Source organism: Pseudanabaena sp. UWO310 (assembly GCF_006861605.1).
Taxonomy (GTDB): Bacteria; Cyanobacteriota; Cyanobacteriia; order Pseudanabaenales; family Pseudanabaenaceae; genus Pseudanabaena.
Genome location: NZ_SELU01000047.1, coordinates 1 through 16,441 on the forward strand (window position 1 = coordinate 1; position 16,441 = coordinate 16,441).

The window sequence follows — 16,441 nt, forward strand, 5'->3', positions numbered from 1 at the left end:
CCTGATTTTGATGACCGTCTCATGTTGAATGCGGCTGGCTTATGGAACTTCTATTTAGATTTTGCTTGCAATGGACAGAAAAAGTAAAATCACCTCTGTGCTTTGCTTTTATTTCCCAACAAGTCTAATATGTACATTTCTCCAACGATTTTGGCGATCTTGATAGATATCTTGAACGATCGCGACTGAAAAAATCATCAGTAAAGCTGAAGCTATGCCGTAGTAGTAATGGGAAAAGAACCACTCGCTATCTTTGCGATAAATCTCTGGTTGCGAGCCAATCACAATCAGTCCCATACCTGCTAGGGTAGCAAAGATTCCACGCCCTAATTTCTTCGTAGCGCGATAGAGAAATACCATTGAAGCTATTGTGCCGAGAAACAATAGGGCAACTATGGCAACTCGAAATGGTTCTTTAGTTAGACTATCGTGAGCGATCATCTTTGAGACCATTGGAAACCCCATACCTAGAAGTGCTACTCCCACAACCGCACCCGTCAACCAGTATCCGATGGCAAGATGTTCTGAACCAACGGTCGGAGGAATTTTGCTCTTGACTCCACTTGCCGATTGCAACCGTCGCTGACGAGCTAACCAAGAACGATTGAGCGCAATACCAATTAATGGAAATACGATCGCGATCGCGATCGTCGGATGTAACAAAGCAAAAAAATATTTTAGTTCCATGGTAGGAGGCAATTAAATTTCCAGCTCAAACTGTAATACCAATTCCCAAAATGGCGTTGCCATTTTGGGAATCTCAAAACCTTACTGGGTTTGGTGTTTAATTTACGAAAGTATTGTCACACTTTCGTGAATTGGTATAACATCCTAACGGATTTCATTTTGTCATACGCAAAATGAAACCCGTTATAAGTTTAAATAAAATTATTTAACTGCGTTATTTAACTGCGCTGGGATCGAAATTAAGGATCAAGCTTTATTAATCAGCATTGAATACTGCGCGATCGCGTCCTTGTTTTTTCGCCAAATATAATCCTTTATCCGCCGACTCGATGAGAATTTTGGCAGATAATTTCTTGGTAGGCTGGATTGTCGATATACCAATGCTGACCGTAACGCGATCGCTGATAAACGAAGCTTCGTGCTTGATACTTAAACTTGAGACGGTATGACAGACCTTCTCAGCAATAAAGGCTGCTCCTTCCTTGAGGGTATTGGGTAAAATTACCGCAAATTCCTCACCGCCATATCGGGCTGCTAAGTCTGCTGGACGACGAATACAGGATTCGATCGCCTTGGCAACGGCGCGTAAACAGTCATCTCCCGCAGGATGTCCGTAGCGATCATTATAACGCTTAAAAAAATCGACATCACATATAAGTAACGACATCGGTAGCCCTTCTCTAGCTAAACGCTGCCATTCTACTTCTAGTTTTTGATCGAAGGTACGTCGATTAGCAATTTGAGTTAACCCATCAATAGTTACTTCGCGGGCAAGTGACAAAGCACGTTCGTAGAGCAGTGCTTCGATCGTGTCACTATGGCGGGTAGTAGTATCAAGGATGATTTCTAGATCGTTTTTCTCACTGGAAAGGCGATCTAATAGCAATCTTAGAGCCGTCTCCGTCCTTTGGCGATCGATAATTTCTGTTTGCAGACGGTGATTTGCCTCCGATAATTGTTCTTCTTGGATGGTTTTACTAACTAAGCGATCCCTTAGAATAATGTTTTGCGCTTTTAATTCTTGGATTTCCTGCTTTAGACTCGCAACTGTAGCCAAGAAAAGTCCTTCAGTACTGACTAAGTCACTTTTTTCTGTTTCCATACTTTTCTTACGATTAGCTGTAGCAATTTTAAAACGGCTTCAAGAAATTGCCAAATTTACGACAATATTCACATTAGCTACGAAATAAACGAGAGTATTGAGTCTCATGGTTAGCACAGGCGAGGCTTGCCCCCCATCCACACCATTCTAATTCATTATCCAAACGATGTAGCGATAATTGGGAGCTGTTCAACATATCCCCACTAAGCTGAAATATAACTTGCTGTCCCGTAGTCTGACCAAATGGAACGGAACGGACTGCGGCGCTAACTAAATTGGATAGCCAGCTATAAATATAGCCCAAGCTCGTATTGTCAGAATCGATATCCAGACTGGCGGCGACAATGCCAAAGGCGATCGCATAGTTACAACCCTTTCCCTGTGGATTATCTTTGGTTGTAGGGAGCAAGGTGTGGATAGATGTGTATATTGGATTTTGGCGATCGGTAAGCTGCCACCATAATTTCATGAGGGACTGTCCCATCTGCCAACTCGCCAACCTGACTTCTTCGGCTTCTCTCGTTGCCGATAGCCAGTCATTCCAGTAGATTAATGTGGATATGTTATGAGATTTAATGGCTTGGTGGGCGCGAAGAGCGATCGCCGTTTCGTTGGGAATAAATCCAAATTGCAATTCCCTTCTCAGCCAATTGCAAAGATCGGACTCTGTTTGAATAATCTTTTGACTACAAAGATATTCGAGTCCTTCCGAATAGCTGTAAGCCCCAACTGGCAAAGCAGGGCTAGTGATTTGTAGTAATCGTAGTAATTGCAGCGATGCGGGATTAATGATCATGGTGATGATGGTAAGCGCCAGACTCAGGTTGAAAAGGCTGATTTTCTTTGGCTATAGTTAATCCCATTTGGATCACCATATCTTCTAAAACTGGATCGGGAGATAGGCGTAGGTATGTTTCGGTAATTTCTAGAGCAATGTGGCGATTACCTAAATGATAGGCTGCTCTTAAAAACTCAAGAGGGTGATGCGCCGTAACCGTAATGACAGGTTCGGGCTTTGCCATGACATAGACAATCGCCCGATCGTTCTCGTCAGCAAGGATATCTCCTTCTCTCAGAACTGTCCCTCTCTGAAGTTGTAAATTAATCTCTTCTCCTTCCAATGTTGTAAATCGGTGACGGCTACGAGTTCTATCCTCAGCAATGAGCGCAAGGGTTAAAAGAGATTCGCGATTCACCAATTTCTTGGCTTCATGGGATAGACGTTTAGTAATAATATGCATAAACTAATTGCAGGGAGGGATCAACAGTATTAATTATTAATAATGCCAAGCAGGTAAACGTAGTTAATAATTATTTGCGAGTAATTATTTGCGAGTAATTATTTGCGAGTAACTTTTTTGATTTTTGCATTCCTCGCGATGCTAAGTAGCTAGGCATAAGTAAACTTAAAACCTAGAAGAGCATACCGCCCACTGCGCGGGCGGTATGCTCTCTGGTTTTGGTTTTTAATTATGCCTAGCTACCTATAAGCTTACACCAAACCTGTAAAGATAAAGATACTATGGTTATTGCTATTCATTGCTTCGTAAGGATAAATCTCTATGTCTCCATTTCGGGTTGGTGTTGCGGGACCTGTCGGCTCTGGGAAAACTGCTCTGGTTGATTCTCTCTGTAAATCAATGCGATCGCATTTCCAAATTGCCGTAGTCACAAACGATATTTACACCCAAGAAGATGCTCAGTTTCTCGTCCGCAGCCAAGCCCTAGACCGCGATCGCATTATGGGAGTAGAGACAGGTGGTTGTCCCCATACAGCCATTCGCGAAGATGCCTCCATGAATCTTGCGGCGATCGAGCAATTAGAACTTCGCTTTGAAGATCTCGATTTAATCTTTGTCGAGAGTGGTGGAGACAATCTTGCCTCCACCTTTAGTCCCGAACTCGTGGATTTAACCCTTTACGTAATCGATGTAGCCGCAGGGGATAAAATCCCCCGTAAAGGAGGACCAGGGATTACTAAATCTGATTTATTAGTAATTAACAAAATCGATCTCGCTCCGTACGTTGGAGCTGATCTCGCGATTATGGAAAGGGATACTCTAAAAATGCGAGGAGATAAACCCTTTGTATTCAGCAATCTCAAGACTCAAGTTGGGTTGACGGAAATCGTCGGATTTATTGTAAATCGAATGTAATTTAGCTTTAATTTACTTAGCTTTGAGGGATTGACAGCTAGTTACTCCAACCAGATTGAATCACCACAGCGAATCGTTCCTGTTTGTATTACTGACATCCGAATACCTGCGATCGTTTTGTTTTGTTTGGTGGTCGTCCGCAAGATATTTAAGTCATTGGGAAGATCGCCTTGTGCTAATGTCGTTACTACACAACGAGGGCAGGCAGTATCAATACTCAAGCAAACGCGATCGCCAATTAGCAATTTACCGCCGACCCAATCATCTTCCACAAAAGCAGGTTCAGAAGATGGGGGCTCGATCAAAATATTGGGGCGAAATCGGCAGGGATTGAATTTCCCCTCAGGATAAAGGGTTTGCAGCTTATCTAGAGTTGCAGTCGTAATGGCATGGATTGGACAGGAATCAAAAAAAGTGCCTGAGGGCATAAACAATTGGGTAATAGTTTCCCGATTTAAGGCTCCTTCAATATCTGGCCAATATTGATCCAAACTGGGAGATTCGGGAACAACCGAAAGTAATTTTACGTCACGCCCCACAGCTTGAGAGAGAATGCTGTCAATATCACGATCATCGCTGGTCGCCGAACTACCATCAGGCAAAGTAATTGTGACCCTCGCCATCGCTTCTTGACTGTTTTGAGCAGTCATTTCCCCTAATTCGGCATGAAAGCCTAAAAGTTTTGCCCATTTCTTCGGGTTCTTCGCACTGGCAATGCGGCTAGTTTCACGATCCCACAAGGCAAATGAGCGATCGCCCAAAATGCCTGTAGGGATAACTTCTACTGTCTCAAGTTGTTCGCCTAGCATTGACTTAACAGGATAACGCCAAAGAGAAGTAACTACACCAACTAATGTCCGAGCCATAATTTCCCTTCCTTCTCAATTAGCCCATAGATATTCCGAACAGTCAAACAAGTTAAAAATACTAATTCATACCAAGTTAAGAAATGGCTATGCCATTTCTTAACTTGAAAACTTTTATACCAATTCCCAAAATGGCAACGCCATTTTGGGAATCTCAAACCCTTAGTGTTGTCACACTTTCGTGAATTGGTGTTAGGAATTAGCTAGAGAGAGAGTACTGCCCGCTACGTGGGCGTTACTCTCTCCTTTAGCTATTATTAAATGGCAAGATACTGATGGACTAGATCGTCGCTCAGATCGGCAGTTGCTCCATTGGCGACAACTGCACCTTTTTCCATAATGAAAAATTTCTGAGCGAGTTGTCGTGCAAAGTCTACTTTCTGCTCGACTACAATGAGGGTGATACCCTTTTCGCGATTAATCCTCTTTAAAGTATCCTCAATTTCCTGAACAATCGAAGGCTGAATTCCTTCCGTTGGCTCGTCAAGAAGCATAATCTTGGGATTGCTCATCAGACCGCGTGCGATCGCTAATTGCTGTTGTTGTCCACCGCTCAATAAACCGCCCTGCCGAGTGAGATGTTGCTTGAGCATTGGGAAAAACTCAAAGATCTCATCGGGAATCTTACGATACTTCTTTTGTCCAGCGGACATGCCAAGTTTGAGATTATCTAAAACCGATAGGTAGGGAATAATTTCTCTCCCTTGGGGAATGTAGGAAATACCATAGCGGGCGCGTTTAAACGTTGGCACTTTGGTAATGTTATCCGCGTCAAAAACGATATTTCCAGACATTACTTTATTCAGTCCGATGACACTACGAAGCAGTGTCGTCTTTCCCACACCATTACGCCCGAGCAGACAAGCGATATCACCTTGCTCGATCTGCATATTCACTCCAAACAACACAGGGGTTTGTCCGTAAGAAACCGTCACATCAGTTAGTTCAAGCAGCATCGATTTGTTCGCGTCCTAAATATACTTCAATTACTTTGGGATTTGATTGCACTTCACTGACCGATCCTTCAGTCAATTTTTCTCCTTGATGGAGTACCACAATGCGCTGAGCAATCTGCTTGACAAATTCCATGTCATGCTCGATAACCACGACAGAATGATTCTGAGAAATCGTTTTAATGATTTCTCCAGTCAAATGTGTTTCATCTGGGGTCATTCCCGCAGTGGGCTCATCTAGTAGTACTACGGAAGGATCCTGTGCAATGACCATCCCAATTTCTACCCACTGTTTCTGTCCGTGGGAAAGCGAGGACACCTTTGAATATCCCTTTTCCAAAAGCCCAACGCGATCGAGAACGGTGATGATTTTATCTCTCTTCGCTGCGGTTAATTTGGACCTGATCGAAGAAAAGACTCCATGGGATCCTTTTAAAGCTAATAAGATATTGTCAAATACGGTTAACTCATTGTAGACATTAGGATTTTGAAATTTACGTCCGATGCCCATCCTTGCTACTTCAAAAGCACTCCGATTCGTAATATCTTTACCGTGATAAAATACATGTCCCGAAGCTACTGGAGACTTACCAACGATGGCATCGAGTAAGGTGCTTTTTCCAGCCCCATTCGGCCCGATGATCGTCACAATTTCATTTTCACCGACATCTAAGTTGACTCCCTTTAAAGCTTTGAATCCCGAAAAAACTACCTTTAGGTCTTTTATTGATAAAATTGCTCCTTCAGTGTGGGTAACTGGAGCGGAATCAATTGATGCGGATGTGGTTGTGTTCATATGAACTCTTTTTAATTATTAAATTAATGATTAAGTGTACGCAATCGCAATATTGTTTATGCTTTCGATCTACAGCCATGCAGCGAGACATACTTAAGATCCTACCTTCAAAAAACTCAAAATCTAGCTCGATCTCTCTAACTGATTGTTTTTCTTACCAAGGAGTTTTTGGGGAATCAAGCTCATTAGACCATCGGGAAGAAATAAAACAACAACCATCAAAATTACGCCGACAATCAATTGCCAATCTTGAGTAATTCGATCTACGGAGTTTTGAATTTGTCCCAATAAAATTGCCGCAATGATTGGACCAAAAAGTGTACCTCGACCACCGACAGCTACCCAAATTACGACTTGAGTTCCAAAGGCAACATTGAGATAGACAGGGGAAATAAAGTTATTTAAGGGGACAAACAATCCGCCAGCGATACCAGCAATTGCTGCGGAAAGTGTCCAGATAAATATCTTGAAACTAGCAACATCATAGCCGAGGAAAGAAATTCTCTTTTCGTTCTCTTTAATCGATCGCAGAATCAATCCAAAGTTAGATTGGGTTAACCACCAACTAGCTGCCATAACTAAAGTGGCGAATAGGAGAATGATAAAATATAACCCGATAGGCGGGACTTCTGCCCCAAAAAGTATGAGTTTAGAGACATCCGTAATGCCATTGGTTCCCCCCGTATAGGCTTGTTGACTAACAAAGAAGGTCGTCAATGCTGAGGAGATCGCTAGGGTGATTACGGTGATATAAACACCACTCACTTTAGAACGAAAAATGAACGAGCCGATCGCGTAGGCAAATCCAGCAGGAATAACTACAGTGGCAATGACAGCGATCGGGAAATACTGCAATGGTGCAATGAACCAAGGCAATTCCTTTAATCCATTCCAGACCATGAAGTCAGGAAGCGTACCGCCATAGTTGTTAGCTGTGGCAGATAGATTTAACTTCAGGTAATATGCCATTGCATATCCGCCTAAAGTAAAAAATACGCCATGGGCAAAACTGAGGATTCCTGTAAATCCCCAGATTAGGTCTAAAGAAACACCTAGAGTTCCAAACAGTAACAACTTTGCCATCAAGTTAGTTTGGAAAGTGCCAGCCACAAAGGGAAAAATCACAAAAATTAGCAAGACTATGGCACTAGTAATGAGCCATCTTTTGGGAACAAAATTTGCTTGTCGTATGCGACCTACTACTTCAGCCATCTCTAAGCCTCCATTGAAATTTTGAAAATTGACGCTATATTTACGGAAATATGTACTGAAATATTTGCTGAAATAAACATCAAGCTTTTATTAGAAGTGTCGCAGATGATGATTGTAATAAAAACCTAATAATTATTCAGACAATTTAGCTACGCTTTTGAACTGTAAATAAACCTTCGGGGCGGTAGCGAATCAAGATAATTACCGCTGCTAAAACAATTACCCTTGCAGTCGGGTCGTTAATTAGATAGGCGATCGCAGCGTTGGACTCACCGATTAGAACTGCCCCAGCTAAGACCCCAACTAGCTTATCAACACCACCAGTAACTACCGTCATCCAAGCGTCAACTAGATAATCCTGTCCCATCGGTGGAGCAACGCTCTTAAGCGATGAAATAACCGTGCCTGCAATTCCTGCTAGCCCGCAACCATAGGCAAAGGTGATCATATCCACAAGACTTGTATTTACACCGAGGCACTTCGCCATATCTCGGTTCTGGGTCACAGCTCTAACTTCTCGTCCCAGAGTCGTACCGTAAAGTAAGAAAGCGGTCATTCCGAGGAGGAATAAAGCCATAAAGATAATGAACAAGCGATAGTAGGAAATCTCGATCGCCTGTCCTCCGATTTGAAATGGAGTCCAGTTACCACGAATGTAGGGAGGAGCTTTAACATACTTCAATTGGGCGGTGAAGATGAGCTTGATGACCCCTTGCAGGACGATACTTAACCCCCAAGTCGCCAGCAATGTCTCTACGGCTCGCCCGTAAAGTCGTCGGACAATAGTTAACTCGATAATTGCACCGACAAACGCCGTAAACAAAAAAGAGAAGGGAATTGTCATCAACAAGTCCATTTTGAAATTACTTTGCAATACGAACGTTGTATAGGCTCCCAACATGATGAATTCACCATGGGCAAGGTTAATGATGCGCATTACCCCAAAGGTGATGGCTAGTCCTAACCCCGTCAATAGCAAAATCCCGATAATACCGACTCCATTTAAAAGTTGATTGGTGACAGCGATCGGATCGATCGATTTTGCGGGTGGGGTTGATTGCGCTAAGTGAATCAGCGAGGATAGTACATTAAATGAAAAAACGTTCATGGGATTCTTAAATTAGAGCTTAGAGTAGTATCGTTCGCTATTTTTCGCGATTGCAAGTTGACTTATTAAGTCAATAATCTCTGACCCCTTGCGAAGTCAGAGATTATTGACTCAAGTTAGAAATCTAGGCTTCTTTCAGAAATTCAGCTGGAATATCTTTCTTCGTCTCAACGTTCGGGCTGCTGCGATCATCGGGAGTTTTATGGACACAAAGACGACCCTTGTAGAGTGCTTGGCTCCAAGGAATTGGCTTAACAGCAGCCTTGGTGGAAAATACGATTTCTGCCTGACCATCAGACTTCCACTTGCCAATTCTGGAATAGAGGTAGGTGTGATAGTTGTCGGGGTCAGATTTTACCGTGCCCTGAGGAGCCTTGAAGACCTGCCCTCTGGTAGCTTCGCGGAGGTTAGCAGTATTAAATTCTTTCCCTTCCTTAGCCAGCTTTTCCATTGCTTGAGCCATGAAGAAGGTTTGGATATAGGCTGCTTCCATAACTCCATTGGTAACGCGATCCTTACCGAACTTAGCCTTGAACTGCTCTACGAATGCCTTGTTCTCAGGAGTGTCAACGGTTTGGAAGTAGTTGAAGCTACTGTAATGACCTTCAGCAAATTCTGGTCCCATGGCTTGAATTTCTTCTTCTGTGGTAGGGAAAGCCATGATCGGAATGTCTTTGGAGGTGATCCCAGCATCCTTGAGCTGCTTATAGAATGCAGGGATACTGTCTCCTACCAGATTGCTCAAGATGAAGTTTGGTTTGGCTTGCTTGATCTTGTTGATGATCGTGATAAATTCGGTTGTACCAAGCGCCGCATATTCATCTCCTACAACTTCACCGCCACCATTGACTAGCTCAGCTTTAGCGATCCGATTGCTTTCTTTCGGATAAATGTAATCAGATCCGATGAAGAAACCTTTCTTTCCAAAATTCTTGATACAGTATGGAATTGAATCGGTAATTTGTTGGTTAGGTGCTGCACCAGTGTAGAAAACATTGGAGCTACATTCGTTTCCTTCATAATAGACAGGGTAGTAAAGAATGCTGTTCTTTTCTTCAAAGACTGGTAACACTGACTTGCGGCTCGCAGATGTATAACAGCCGAGAACGCATACCACCTTGTCCTCATCAATCAAACGCTTGGACATTTGGTTGTACAAATCCCAGTTGGAGTCGGGGTTTACCACAACCTTTTCGATCATTTGACCGTTAATTCCTTTCTTACCAGCCCAAGGACCAGTACCCTCATTGATTTGGTCGATCGCAAGGAAGGTGGCATCCTGTAATGATTTTTCAACAATGGCGATTGTACCTGTAGTGGAGTACATGACACCAACCTTGATGCCTTTTTTACCATCCGCCGCAGGCGATGCTGAAGAAGTAGCACCACTTGATGAGGTGGTAGTAGTCTTCGTGGTATCACCACCGCCTTGACCACAGGCAACCATAATACTGCTAGCAGCGGCAAAAGATCCGTACTTAATAAAGCGGCGGCGCGTGAGCCCACCTTCGTTTGAGCTATTCAATTTCATTGCCTGAAACTCTCCTTAATTGTTTTAAAACTCACACCAAACAATAGCTGACTGCTAAATTAATGTCCGACCATCCAAGGACGACTGCCTGAGTGATACTGGACATTTGATGTTTTTGGCTCTCGATCAACCTTGACCATCTTTGGTTCTGAACTTACTGCTTTTGCCACCTGAGATCTTGAAAGAGTCATAGGTGGAGAAAAGACTCGCCTTCCTTGCTCATTACATTCTGGGCAGTGAGCAGGAGAACTCGATTCAGCCATTGAACGCCATACATCAAACACACCACATTCTTCGCAGCGAAATTCATAAAGAGGCATATTTCTTTTCTAAACTGGAAGAATATTTTTGTCAAATATGGCAGTGGGAATAGCGATCGTACAGCAGGCATTGGGAATGTCTACGATACCGCTCACCCTTCCTTCTATGGGTGCACAACTAAGCAACATGTAGGCTTGCTCACCTGTATAACCGAACTTCTTGAGATATTCGATCGCATTCAAGCAAGCCTGACGGTAGGCAATATGTACATCCATAAAGTACTGCTTACCCGTGTATTCATCGACGGAAATTCCTTCAAACACGAGGAATTCTGAATAACGGGGCTCTACTGGACCGGGCTTAAAGATAGGATTAACCATTCCATACTTCTCTACACCACCCTTGATGATATCAACGTGGATATCAATAAAGCCAGCCATTTCAATAGCGCCGCAGAAAGATATTTCACCGTCTCCTTGAGAGAAGTGAAGATCGCCCATCGATAGCTTTGCACCTTCTATATAAACGGGGAAATAGATCCGAGTTCCTCTAGATAGGTTTTTAATATCGCAGTTACCGCCATGTTCGCGTGGTGGAATTGTCCTTGCTGCCTCGGCTGCTACGCGCTCGTACTCGGACTGAGGTAACGTTCCTAAAATGGCATTGGTGGGATTAGGGAGTGCGGCTAAAACGGATACGCCATCAATGTTTACTCCAGCTCCATAGGTACGGCGATCTGGCTGGGTAGCCATTAGTTCAGTTTCCCGCTTGTTCCATTTTGCCAGAAGCTCATGGGAGGGAGCGCAACCAATTAGTCCAGGATGGGTAATTCCTGCAAATTTTACGCCAGGAATATGTCGTGAGGTTGCATAGATTCCTTGAAAATCCCAGATCGCCTTAGAAGCTTCGGGATAATGATCGGTTAAAAATCCGCCACCATTTTTTTTGTCAAAGATACCTGTAAAGCCCCATTCATCGCCTTGAAGAGCGCCGATATCAACGAGATCTACTACTAGAATATCTCCAGGTTCTGCTCCATTTACCCAAATTGGACCACTCAGAACGTGAGGAATAGTCAAATCTACATCACGAACATCATCGGGACTATCATCATTTTTAATTTGACCATCAGTCCAATCCTTACATTCAATGCGAAATACGTCACCAGGATTAACTGAAGCTATGGCTGGAATGTCTGGATGCCAACGGTTGTGTCCGGGTAACTCTTGTTGACTCATGGGCTTAGTGAGATCAACTTTGAATAGCGTCTTAGGCATAAAATCTTTCTAAATCTGTAAAAGAACAAGAAAAGCTGAACTCTATAGAAAGCTACATACACTAATGGGTGTATGTAATCGGAACTTAACCAAATTTCAACGTTCTTAACAAATACTGCGTTACTTTTTCTTTCCATTCTGTCATGGTTTATACCAAACACGATACGCTTACACTTAGCTGAACAATTTATGAATGAAGTCGTGTAGCTATCGCCAAATGTACTAGGACATAAACCCCAAGAATTGACTGGCGGCGCTTCGCGCCGCCAGTCAATTCTTGGGGTTTGATTTGTCCTAATTCAAGTGACTGTAGCTATATAAGACCTGTAAGAATGCTGGGATATTCACATTGCGAGCTGAATAAACTGTATAAATTGATGCATATAGTGATTTAATTTGTTGGCTAGATGAATTGTCAAATGATTAATAGATGACTGTATGCATAAGCCATGGACTGGAAACTTAGAACTAAAGTTTAGTAAGAGAGATTTATCAACTCAGTTGATCTACAATTATGCTTTAGCTCCGTGGAAAATACAGCGATCGCTTTATCCAGAAGGAGAGGAAGTTTGCCATTGTGTTCTATTGCATACCGCAGGTGGTTTAGTGGGTGGCGATCGCCTATCTGCCAAAATCCATCTTCAACCCCATACCCAAGCCCTGATCACGACTGCCGCTGCTAGTAAGGTCTATCGCAGTTCTGGTGCGGAATCTTGGCAAAATATCCATATTCACATTGATGAAGGCGCAAATTTGGAATGGTTCCCTCAAGAGACGATCGCCTTTGCAGAGTCAAAGTATCGACAAACTACGCGAATTGAGTTAGCGCCAGATGCAACTATTACTATGTGGGAAATCGTTAGGTTCGGAAGGACGGCGCGGGGTGAAAAATTTCTCGATGGTCATTGGCGATCGCATACTGAGGTATGGCGAGACCAAAGCCCTTTGTGGATTGATCGACAATACCTGCATGGAAATCCTGAAATGTTAGATAGCCCGAATGGATTAAATGCCCATGCGATCGCCGCCAGTTTCATTTTTGTAGGAGCAACGGTAGAACCCGAACTGATCGACCGTATTCGCGCTACTTGGGAACAGGGAAATTATCAAGGGAAATCGAGCGTTACGCGATCGCTTGCAGGTTTAGTTTGTCGCTATTGTGGTGACTCCTCTGGCGATGCGCGTAAATGGTTTCAGCAAATTTGGCAGCTTTTGCGTGTATCCTATAGAAATAGAAAGATATGCGTACCGAGAGTTTGGTGAGCTTTTAATTTTGGCTTTGCCAAAACTAAAAGCTAAGTAAATGCGTACCTAGAGGTTGGTAGATATTCATGCAACTTACGCCCCAAGAAAAAGATAAACTATTGATTTTTACGGCTGCATTATTAGCTGAGCGTCGTAAAGCTAAAGGTTTGAAGTTAAATTATCCCGAAGCGATCGCGTTTATTACTGCGGAGATTTTGGAAGGAGCAAGGGAAGGTCGCACGGTTGCCGAGCTAATGTCCTACGGGGCGACTTTGCTAGGTCGTGATGATGTGATGGAAGGCATCCCCGAAATGATTCATGATGTGCAAGTAGAAGCAACTTTTCCCGATGGTACAAAATTAGTTACCGTACATAATCCTATTCGCTAATTTAGCTATGGAGGTTTTAGATGATTGCGATCGCTACACCCCAAAAACAACAAAGGCTGGCAGATGGGAAACCTAAATTAACCTTTGACCAGTTTTTAAAAATGTGTCCAGAATATGGACATTTTGAATTGATTGATGGCGAGATAGTTGAGATTTGTGAAATGACATTTACACGCAATCACGATGATGTTGGTGAATTCATTGATAGACGCTTGTATCGAGAGGTAGAACGTTTATCTCTTAACTATGTGGTCAAAAGAGCAATTCCTATTAGAACTATTGATCAACAGGGAAATGAACGGGGACGTATACCTGATGTAAGTGTAATCGATTCAACTATTTGGCGATCTAATCGTGGTGACTATAGGGGTTTACGCGAAACAATTCCATTAGCTGTTGAAGTCATTTCTACAAATTGGGATGATGATTATATTGATAAATTTGAAGAATATGAAGGGATCGGGATTCCTGAATATTGGATTGTGGATTATTTAGCGATCGCTAGTCGTGAGTTTTTAGGTAATCCTAAAGTCCCCACGGTGTTTGTTAATTTGCTAGATGAAAATGGTAAATATCAAACAACTAGATTTTCAGGAGATGACAAAATTATTTCGCGGACTTTTCCTGAACTAGATTTAACTGCTGCTCAAATTCTCAACATCTAGGATGTAGCGCGAAACGCTACACCCTCATTAAGTAACAATGGAGATGAATCTATGATTGTTGGTGAAATCATTACTCAAGAAGGTGATATCGAATTGAACGCTGGGCGAGAAGTGATTACGCTCAAGGTTGCAAATTCAGGCGATCGCCCCATCCAAGTTGGTTCACACTATCACTTTTATGAAACCAATCGCGCATTGATCTTTGATCGCGATCGCGCCAAAGGTACGCACCTTGATATCCCTGCGGGTACTTCCATCCGCTTTGAGCCGGGGGATGAGAAGGAAGTGCATCTCGTTCCCTATGTGGGTACTCGCGAGATTTATGGATTTAATGCGCTAGTAGAAGGCAAATTGGAGAATTAAACGAATGAGTTATAGAATGTCCCGTCGCGCCTATGCAGAAACCTATGGCGCAACCGTTGGCGATAGGGTTCGCTTAGCCGATACAGAATTGTTTATTGAAGTAGAACGCGACTACACCACCTATGGGGATGAAGTCAAATTTGGTGGCGGCAAAGTAATCCGCGATGGGATGGGACAGTCGCCGATTACCAATGCCAATGGAGCAGTGGATGTGGCGATTACCAATGCCCTGATTCTCGATTGGTGGGGTGTGGTCAAAGCCGATGTGGGGATTAAAGACGGCAGGATTGTGGCGATCGGTAAAGCGGGAAATCCTTACATTCAAGATAACGTCAATATCATTATCGGTGCGGGTACGGAAATCATCGCAGGAGAAGGACGCATTCTCACCGCAGGGGGCATTGATACCCATATTCATTTTATCTGTCCGCAACAGATCGAAGTGGCGATCGCTTCTGGTATTACCACCATGATCGGCGGTGGCACGGGACCAGCCGTTGGCACAAATGCTACCACTTGTACCCCAGGTCCTTGGAATATGTACCGTATGTTGCAAGCTGCCGATGCCTTCCCGATGAATTTAGGATTTCTCGGCAAAGGCAATAGCAGCAAGCCTGAAGGCTTGGTCGAGCAGGTGGAAGCAGGAGCGATCGGACTCAAACTCCATGAGGATTGGGGAACGACTCCTGCGACGATCGATACTTGTTTAGGTGTTGCCGATGAATATGACGTACAGGTTGCTATCCACACAGACACACTCAACGAAGCAGGATTTGTAGAAGATACGATCGCCGCTTTTAAGAATCGCGTGATCCATACCTATCACACCGAAGGCGCAGGTGGCGGTCACGCTCCCGACATCATCAAAATTTGTGGTGAAGCGAACGTTCTTCCTTCTTCCACAAATCCTACTCGTCCCTATACCTTAAATACGTTAGACGAACACCTCGATATGCTGATGGTCTGTCACCATCTCGATCCTAGCATTCCCGAAGATGTATCTTTTGCCGAATCAAGAATCCGCCGTGAAACGATCGCTGCCGAGGATATTCTTCACGATATCGGCGCGTTTAGTATGATTTCCTCTGACTCGCAAGCGATGGGTAGAGTTGGCGAAGTGATTATCAGAACTTGGCAAACCGCTCACAAAATGAAAGTGCAGCGAGGCGTTCTTACCAATCCAGAAATCACTAGAGCCGATAACTTCCGCGCTCAGCGCTATGTGGCAAAGTACACAATTAATCCTGCGATCGCCCACGGTATCTCCGAATATGTCGGTTCCATTGAAGTGGGCAAAATCGCCGATCTAGTGCTGTGGCATCCTGCATTTTTTGGGGTAAAACCCGAAATGGTACTCAAGGGAGGCTTTATCGCATGGTCGCAGATGGGCGATGCCAATGCGAGTATTCCCACGCCGCAACCAGTCTATATGCGTCCAATGTTTGGCAGCTATGGCGGTGCGATCGCGCCAACATCCTTTACTTTTGTTTCTCAAGCTGCTATGGAACGAGGTATTCCTAGTCAATTAGGTTTGAAGAAGCAGGTACTAACAGTTAAAGGAACCCGTAATATTAGCAAACGCGACTTAAAGCTCAATGATGCTTTGCCAGTGATGGAAGTAGATCCAGAGACCTATGAAGTTCGTGCTGATGGCGAATTATTAACCTGTGAGCCTGCGTCAGTATTGCCGATGGCTCAGCGATATTTCTTGTTTTAAGTAGCTAGGCATAAGTAAACTTAAAACCTAGAAGAGCATATCGCCCGCGTAGCGGGCGGTATGCTCTCTGGTTTTGTTTTTAATTATGCCGAACTACTTAGAACTTCTAATAC

The 16,441-nt window shown here is 43.6% G+C and carries 18 protein-coding genes; 6 read left to right on the forward strand and 12 right to left on the reverse strand.

The features are described 5' to 3' along the window. Positions 1-108: 108 nt before the first annotated feature. The 4 genes from PseudUWO310_RS15440 to ureE form a co-directional block, all read right to left on the reverse strand. Complete coding sequence (locus tag PseudUWO310_RS15440; RefSeq protein WP_223805686.1) at positions 109-687, reverse strand: DUF4079 domain-containing protein; 579 nt, start codon at positions 685-687, stop codon at positions 109-111. Between the two features lie 256 nt (positions 688-943). Further along, positions 944-1,789 carry a diguanylate cyclase gene (locus PseudUWO310_RS15445; RefSeq protein ID WP_142602798.1) on the reverse strand — a complete coding sequence of 282 codons (846 nt, stop codon included), beginning with the start codon at positions 1,787-1,789 and terminating at the stop codon, positions 944-946. A 73-nt stretch (positions 1,790-1,862) separates the two neighbouring features. Further along, positions 1,863-2,585, reverse strand: a complete 723-nt coding sequence (locus tag PseudUWO310_RS15450) for an urease accessory protein UreF (RefSeq protein ID WP_142602800.1) — start codon at positions 2,583-2,585, stop codon at positions 1,863-1,865. Continuing rightward, positions 2,575-3,030, reverse strand: coding sequence for an urease accessory protein UreE (ureE, locus tag PseudUWO310_RS15455; RefSeq protein ID WP_142602802.1), 456 nt, complete (start codon positions 3,028-3,030; stop codon positions 2,575-2,577). The genes PseudUWO310_RS15450 and ureE overlap by 11 nt, the downstream gene beginning before the upstream one ends. A 321-nt stretch (positions 3,031-3,351) precedes the next feature. Between ureE and ureG the strand changes: the two genes are divergently transcribed. Next, positions 3,352-3,945 (forward strand): urease accessory protein UreG, encoded by a 594-nt coding sequence (ureG, locus tag PseudUWO310_RS15460; protein WP_055075261.1) that lies wholly within the window; start codon positions 3,352-3,354, stop codon positions 3,943-3,945. Between the two features lie 41 nt (positions 3,946-3,986). Here ureG and PseudUWO310_RS15465 read toward each other — a convergent pair whose 3' ends face one another. The 8 genes from PseudUWO310_RS15465 to fmdA all read right to left on the reverse strand — a co-directional run bounded on the left by PseudUWO310_RS15465 (position 3,987) and on the right by fmdA (position 11,949). Then, positions 3,987-4,811, reverse strand: coding sequence for an MOSC domain-containing protein (locus PseudUWO310_RS15465; RefSeq protein ID WP_142602805.1), 825 nt, complete (start codon positions 4,809-4,811; stop codon positions 3,987-3,989). A 257-nt stretch (positions 4,812-5,068) separates the two neighbouring features. After that, positions 5,069-5,767 (reverse strand): urea ABC transporter ATP-binding subunit UrtE, encoded by a 699-nt coding sequence (gene urtE / locus PseudUWO310_RS15470; protein ID WP_072143578.1) that lies wholly within the window; start codon positions 5,765-5,767, stop codon positions 5,069-5,071. After that, positions 5,757-6,560, reverse strand: coding sequence for an urea ABC transporter ATP-binding protein UrtD (gene urtD, locus PseudUWO310_RS15475; RefSeq protein ID WP_055075259.1), 804 nt, complete (start codon positions 6,558-6,560; stop codon positions 5,757-5,759). The genes urtE and urtD overlap by 11 nt, the downstream gene beginning before the upstream one ends. A 123-nt stretch (positions 6,561-6,683) precedes the next feature. After that, a complete protein-coding gene (urtC, locus tag PseudUWO310_RS15480) occupies positions 6,684-7,772 on the reverse strand; it encodes an urea ABC transporter permease subunit UrtC (RefSeq protein WP_055075258.1) in 1,089 nt (362 codons plus the stop codon). A gap of 145 nt (positions 7,773-7,917) precedes the next feature. Then, positions 7,918-8,880: an urea ABC transporter permease subunit UrtB gene (urtB, locus tag PseudUWO310_RS15485; RefSeq protein WP_009625781.1), complete on the reverse strand. Its 963-nt coding sequence runs from the start codon at positions 8,878-8,880 to the stop codon at positions 7,918-7,920. Positions 8,881-9,004: 124 nt separating this feature from the next. Continuing rightward, on the reverse strand, positions 9,005-10,411 hold the full coding sequence (locus tag PseudUWO310_RS15490) for an ABC transporter substrate-binding protein (protein ID WP_142602808.1): 1,407 nt from the start codon (positions 10,409-10,411) through the stop codon (positions 9,005-9,007). Positions 10,412-10,470: 59 nt separating this feature from the next. Further along, positions 10,471-10,731, reverse strand: coding sequence for an FmdB family zinc ribbon protein (locus PseudUWO310_RS15495; RefSeq protein WP_009625783.1), 261 nt, complete (start codon positions 10,729-10,731; stop codon positions 10,471-10,473). Between the two features lie 9 nt (positions 10,732-10,740). Further along, positions 10,741-11,949, reverse strand: a complete 1,209-nt coding sequence (fmdA, locus tag PseudUWO310_RS15500) for a formamidase (RefSeq protein WP_009625784.1) — start codon at positions 11,947-11,949, stop codon at positions 10,741-10,743. A gap of 438 nt (positions 11,950-12,387) precedes the next feature. Here fmdA and PseudUWO310_RS15505 point away from each other — a divergent pair, with 438 nt between their 5' ends. From PseudUWO310_RS15505 to ureC, 5 genes are all read left to right on the forward strand, one after another. Continuing rightward, positions 12,388-13,212: an urease accessory protein UreD gene (locus tag PseudUWO310_RS15505; protein WP_142602810.1), complete on the forward strand. Its 825-nt coding sequence runs from the start codon at positions 12,388-12,390 to the stop codon at positions 13,210-13,212. Positions 13,213-13,280: 68 nt separating this feature from the next. Further along, positions 13,281-13,583, forward strand: coding sequence for an urease subunit gamma (gene ureA / locus PseudUWO310_RS15510; protein ID WP_055075254.1), 303 nt, complete (start codon positions 13,281-13,283; stop codon positions 13,581-13,583). A gap of 20 nt (positions 13,584-13,603) precedes the next feature. Beyond that, entirely contained in the window at positions 13,604-14,248 is a 645-nt protein-coding gene (locus PseudUWO310_RS15515; RefSeq protein ID WP_142602813.1) for a Uma2 family endonuclease, read from the forward strand. A 51-nt stretch (positions 14,249-14,299) separates the two neighbouring features. Next, complete coding sequence (locus tag PseudUWO310_RS15520) at positions 14,300-14,611, forward strand: urease subunit beta (RefSeq protein WP_142602815.1); 312 nt, start codon at positions 14,300-14,302, stop codon at positions 14,609-14,611. A gap of 4 nt (positions 14,612-14,615) precedes the next feature. Then, positions 14,616-16,328, forward strand: a complete 1,713-nt coding sequence (gene ureC, locus PseudUWO310_RS15525; RefSeq protein ID WP_142602817.1) for an urease subunit alpha — start codon at positions 14,616-14,618, stop codon at positions 16,326-16,328. Positions 16,329-16,441: the final 113 nt, after the last annotated feature.

What these genes read in the sequence shown, in the direction of transcription:
- ureA (WP_055075254.1), top strand. Translation starts at nt 13,281, where the DNA reads ATGCAACTTACGCCCCAAGAAAAAGATAAACTATTGATTTTTACGGCT.
- urtD (WP_055075259.1), bottom strand. Translation starts at nt 6,560, where the DNA reads ATGAACACAACCACATCCGCATCAATTGATTCCGCTCCAGTTACCCAC.
- urtB (WP_009625781.1), bottom strand. Translation starts at nt 8,880, where the DNA reads ATGAACGTTTTTTCATTTAATGTACTATCCTCGCTGATTCACTTAGCG.
- urtC (WP_055075258.1), bottom strand. Translation starts at nt 7,772, where the DNA reads ATGGCTGAAGTAGTAGGTCGCATACGACAAGCAAATTTTGTTCCCAAA.
- fmdA (WP_009625784.1), bottom strand. Translation starts at nt 11,949, where the DNA reads ATGCCTAAGACGCTATTCAAAGTTGATCTCACTAAGCCCATGAGTCAA.
- urtE (WP_072143578.1), bottom strand. Translation starts at nt 5,767, where the DNA reads ATGCTGCTTGAACTAACTGATGTGACGGTTTCTTACGGACAAACCCCT.
- PseudUWO310_RS15520 (WP_142602815.1), top strand. Translation starts at nt 14,300, where the DNA reads ATGATTGTTGGTGAAATCATTACTCAAGAAGGTGATATCGAATTGAAC.
- PseudUWO310_RS15450 (WP_142602800.1), bottom strand. Translation starts at nt 2,585, where the DNA reads ATGATCATTAATCCCGCATCGCTGCAATTACTACGATTACTACAAATC.
- PseudUWO310_RS15465 (WP_142602805.1), bottom strand. Translation starts at nt 4,811, where the DNA reads ATGGCTCGGACATTAGTTGGTGTAGTTACTTCTCTTTGGCGTTATCCT.
- PseudUWO310_RS15490 (WP_142602808.1), bottom strand. Translation starts at nt 10,411, where the DNA reads ATGAAATTGAATAGCTCAAACGAAGGTGGGCTCACGCGCCGCCGCTTT.
- ureC (WP_142602817.1), top strand. Translation starts at nt 14,616, where the DNA reads ATGAGTTATAGAATGTCCCGTCGCGCCTATGCAGAAACCTATGGCGCA.
- PseudUWO310_RS15495 (WP_009625783.1), bottom strand. Translation starts at nt 10,731, where the DNA reads ATGCCTCTTTATGAATTTCGCTGCGAAGAATGTGGTGTGTTTGATGTA.
- PseudUWO310_RS15445 (WP_142602798.1), bottom strand. Translation starts at nt 1,789, where the DNA reads ATGGAAACAGAAAAAAGTGACTTAGTCAGTACTGAAGGACTTTTCTTG.
- PseudUWO310_RS15515 (WP_142602813.1), top strand. Translation starts at nt 13,604, where the DNA reads ATGATTGCGATCGCTACACCCCAAAAACAACAAAGGCTGGCAGATGGG.
- PseudUWO310_RS15505 (WP_142602810.1), top strand. Translation starts at nt 12,388, where the DNA reads ATGCATAAGCCATGGACTGGAAACTTAGAACTAAAGTTTAGTAAGAGA.
- PseudUWO310_RS15440 (WP_223805686.1), bottom strand. Translation starts at nt 687, where the DNA reads ATGGAACTAAAATATTTTTTTGCTTTGTTACATCCGACGATCGCGATC.
- ureE (WP_142602802.1), bottom strand. Translation starts at nt 3,030, where the DNA reads ATGCATATTATTACTAAACGTCTATCCCATGAAGCCAAGAAATTGGTG.
- ureG (WP_055075261.1), top strand. Translation starts at nt 3,352, where the DNA reads ATGTCTCCATTTCGGGTTGGTGTTGCGGGACCTGTCGGCTCTGGGAAA.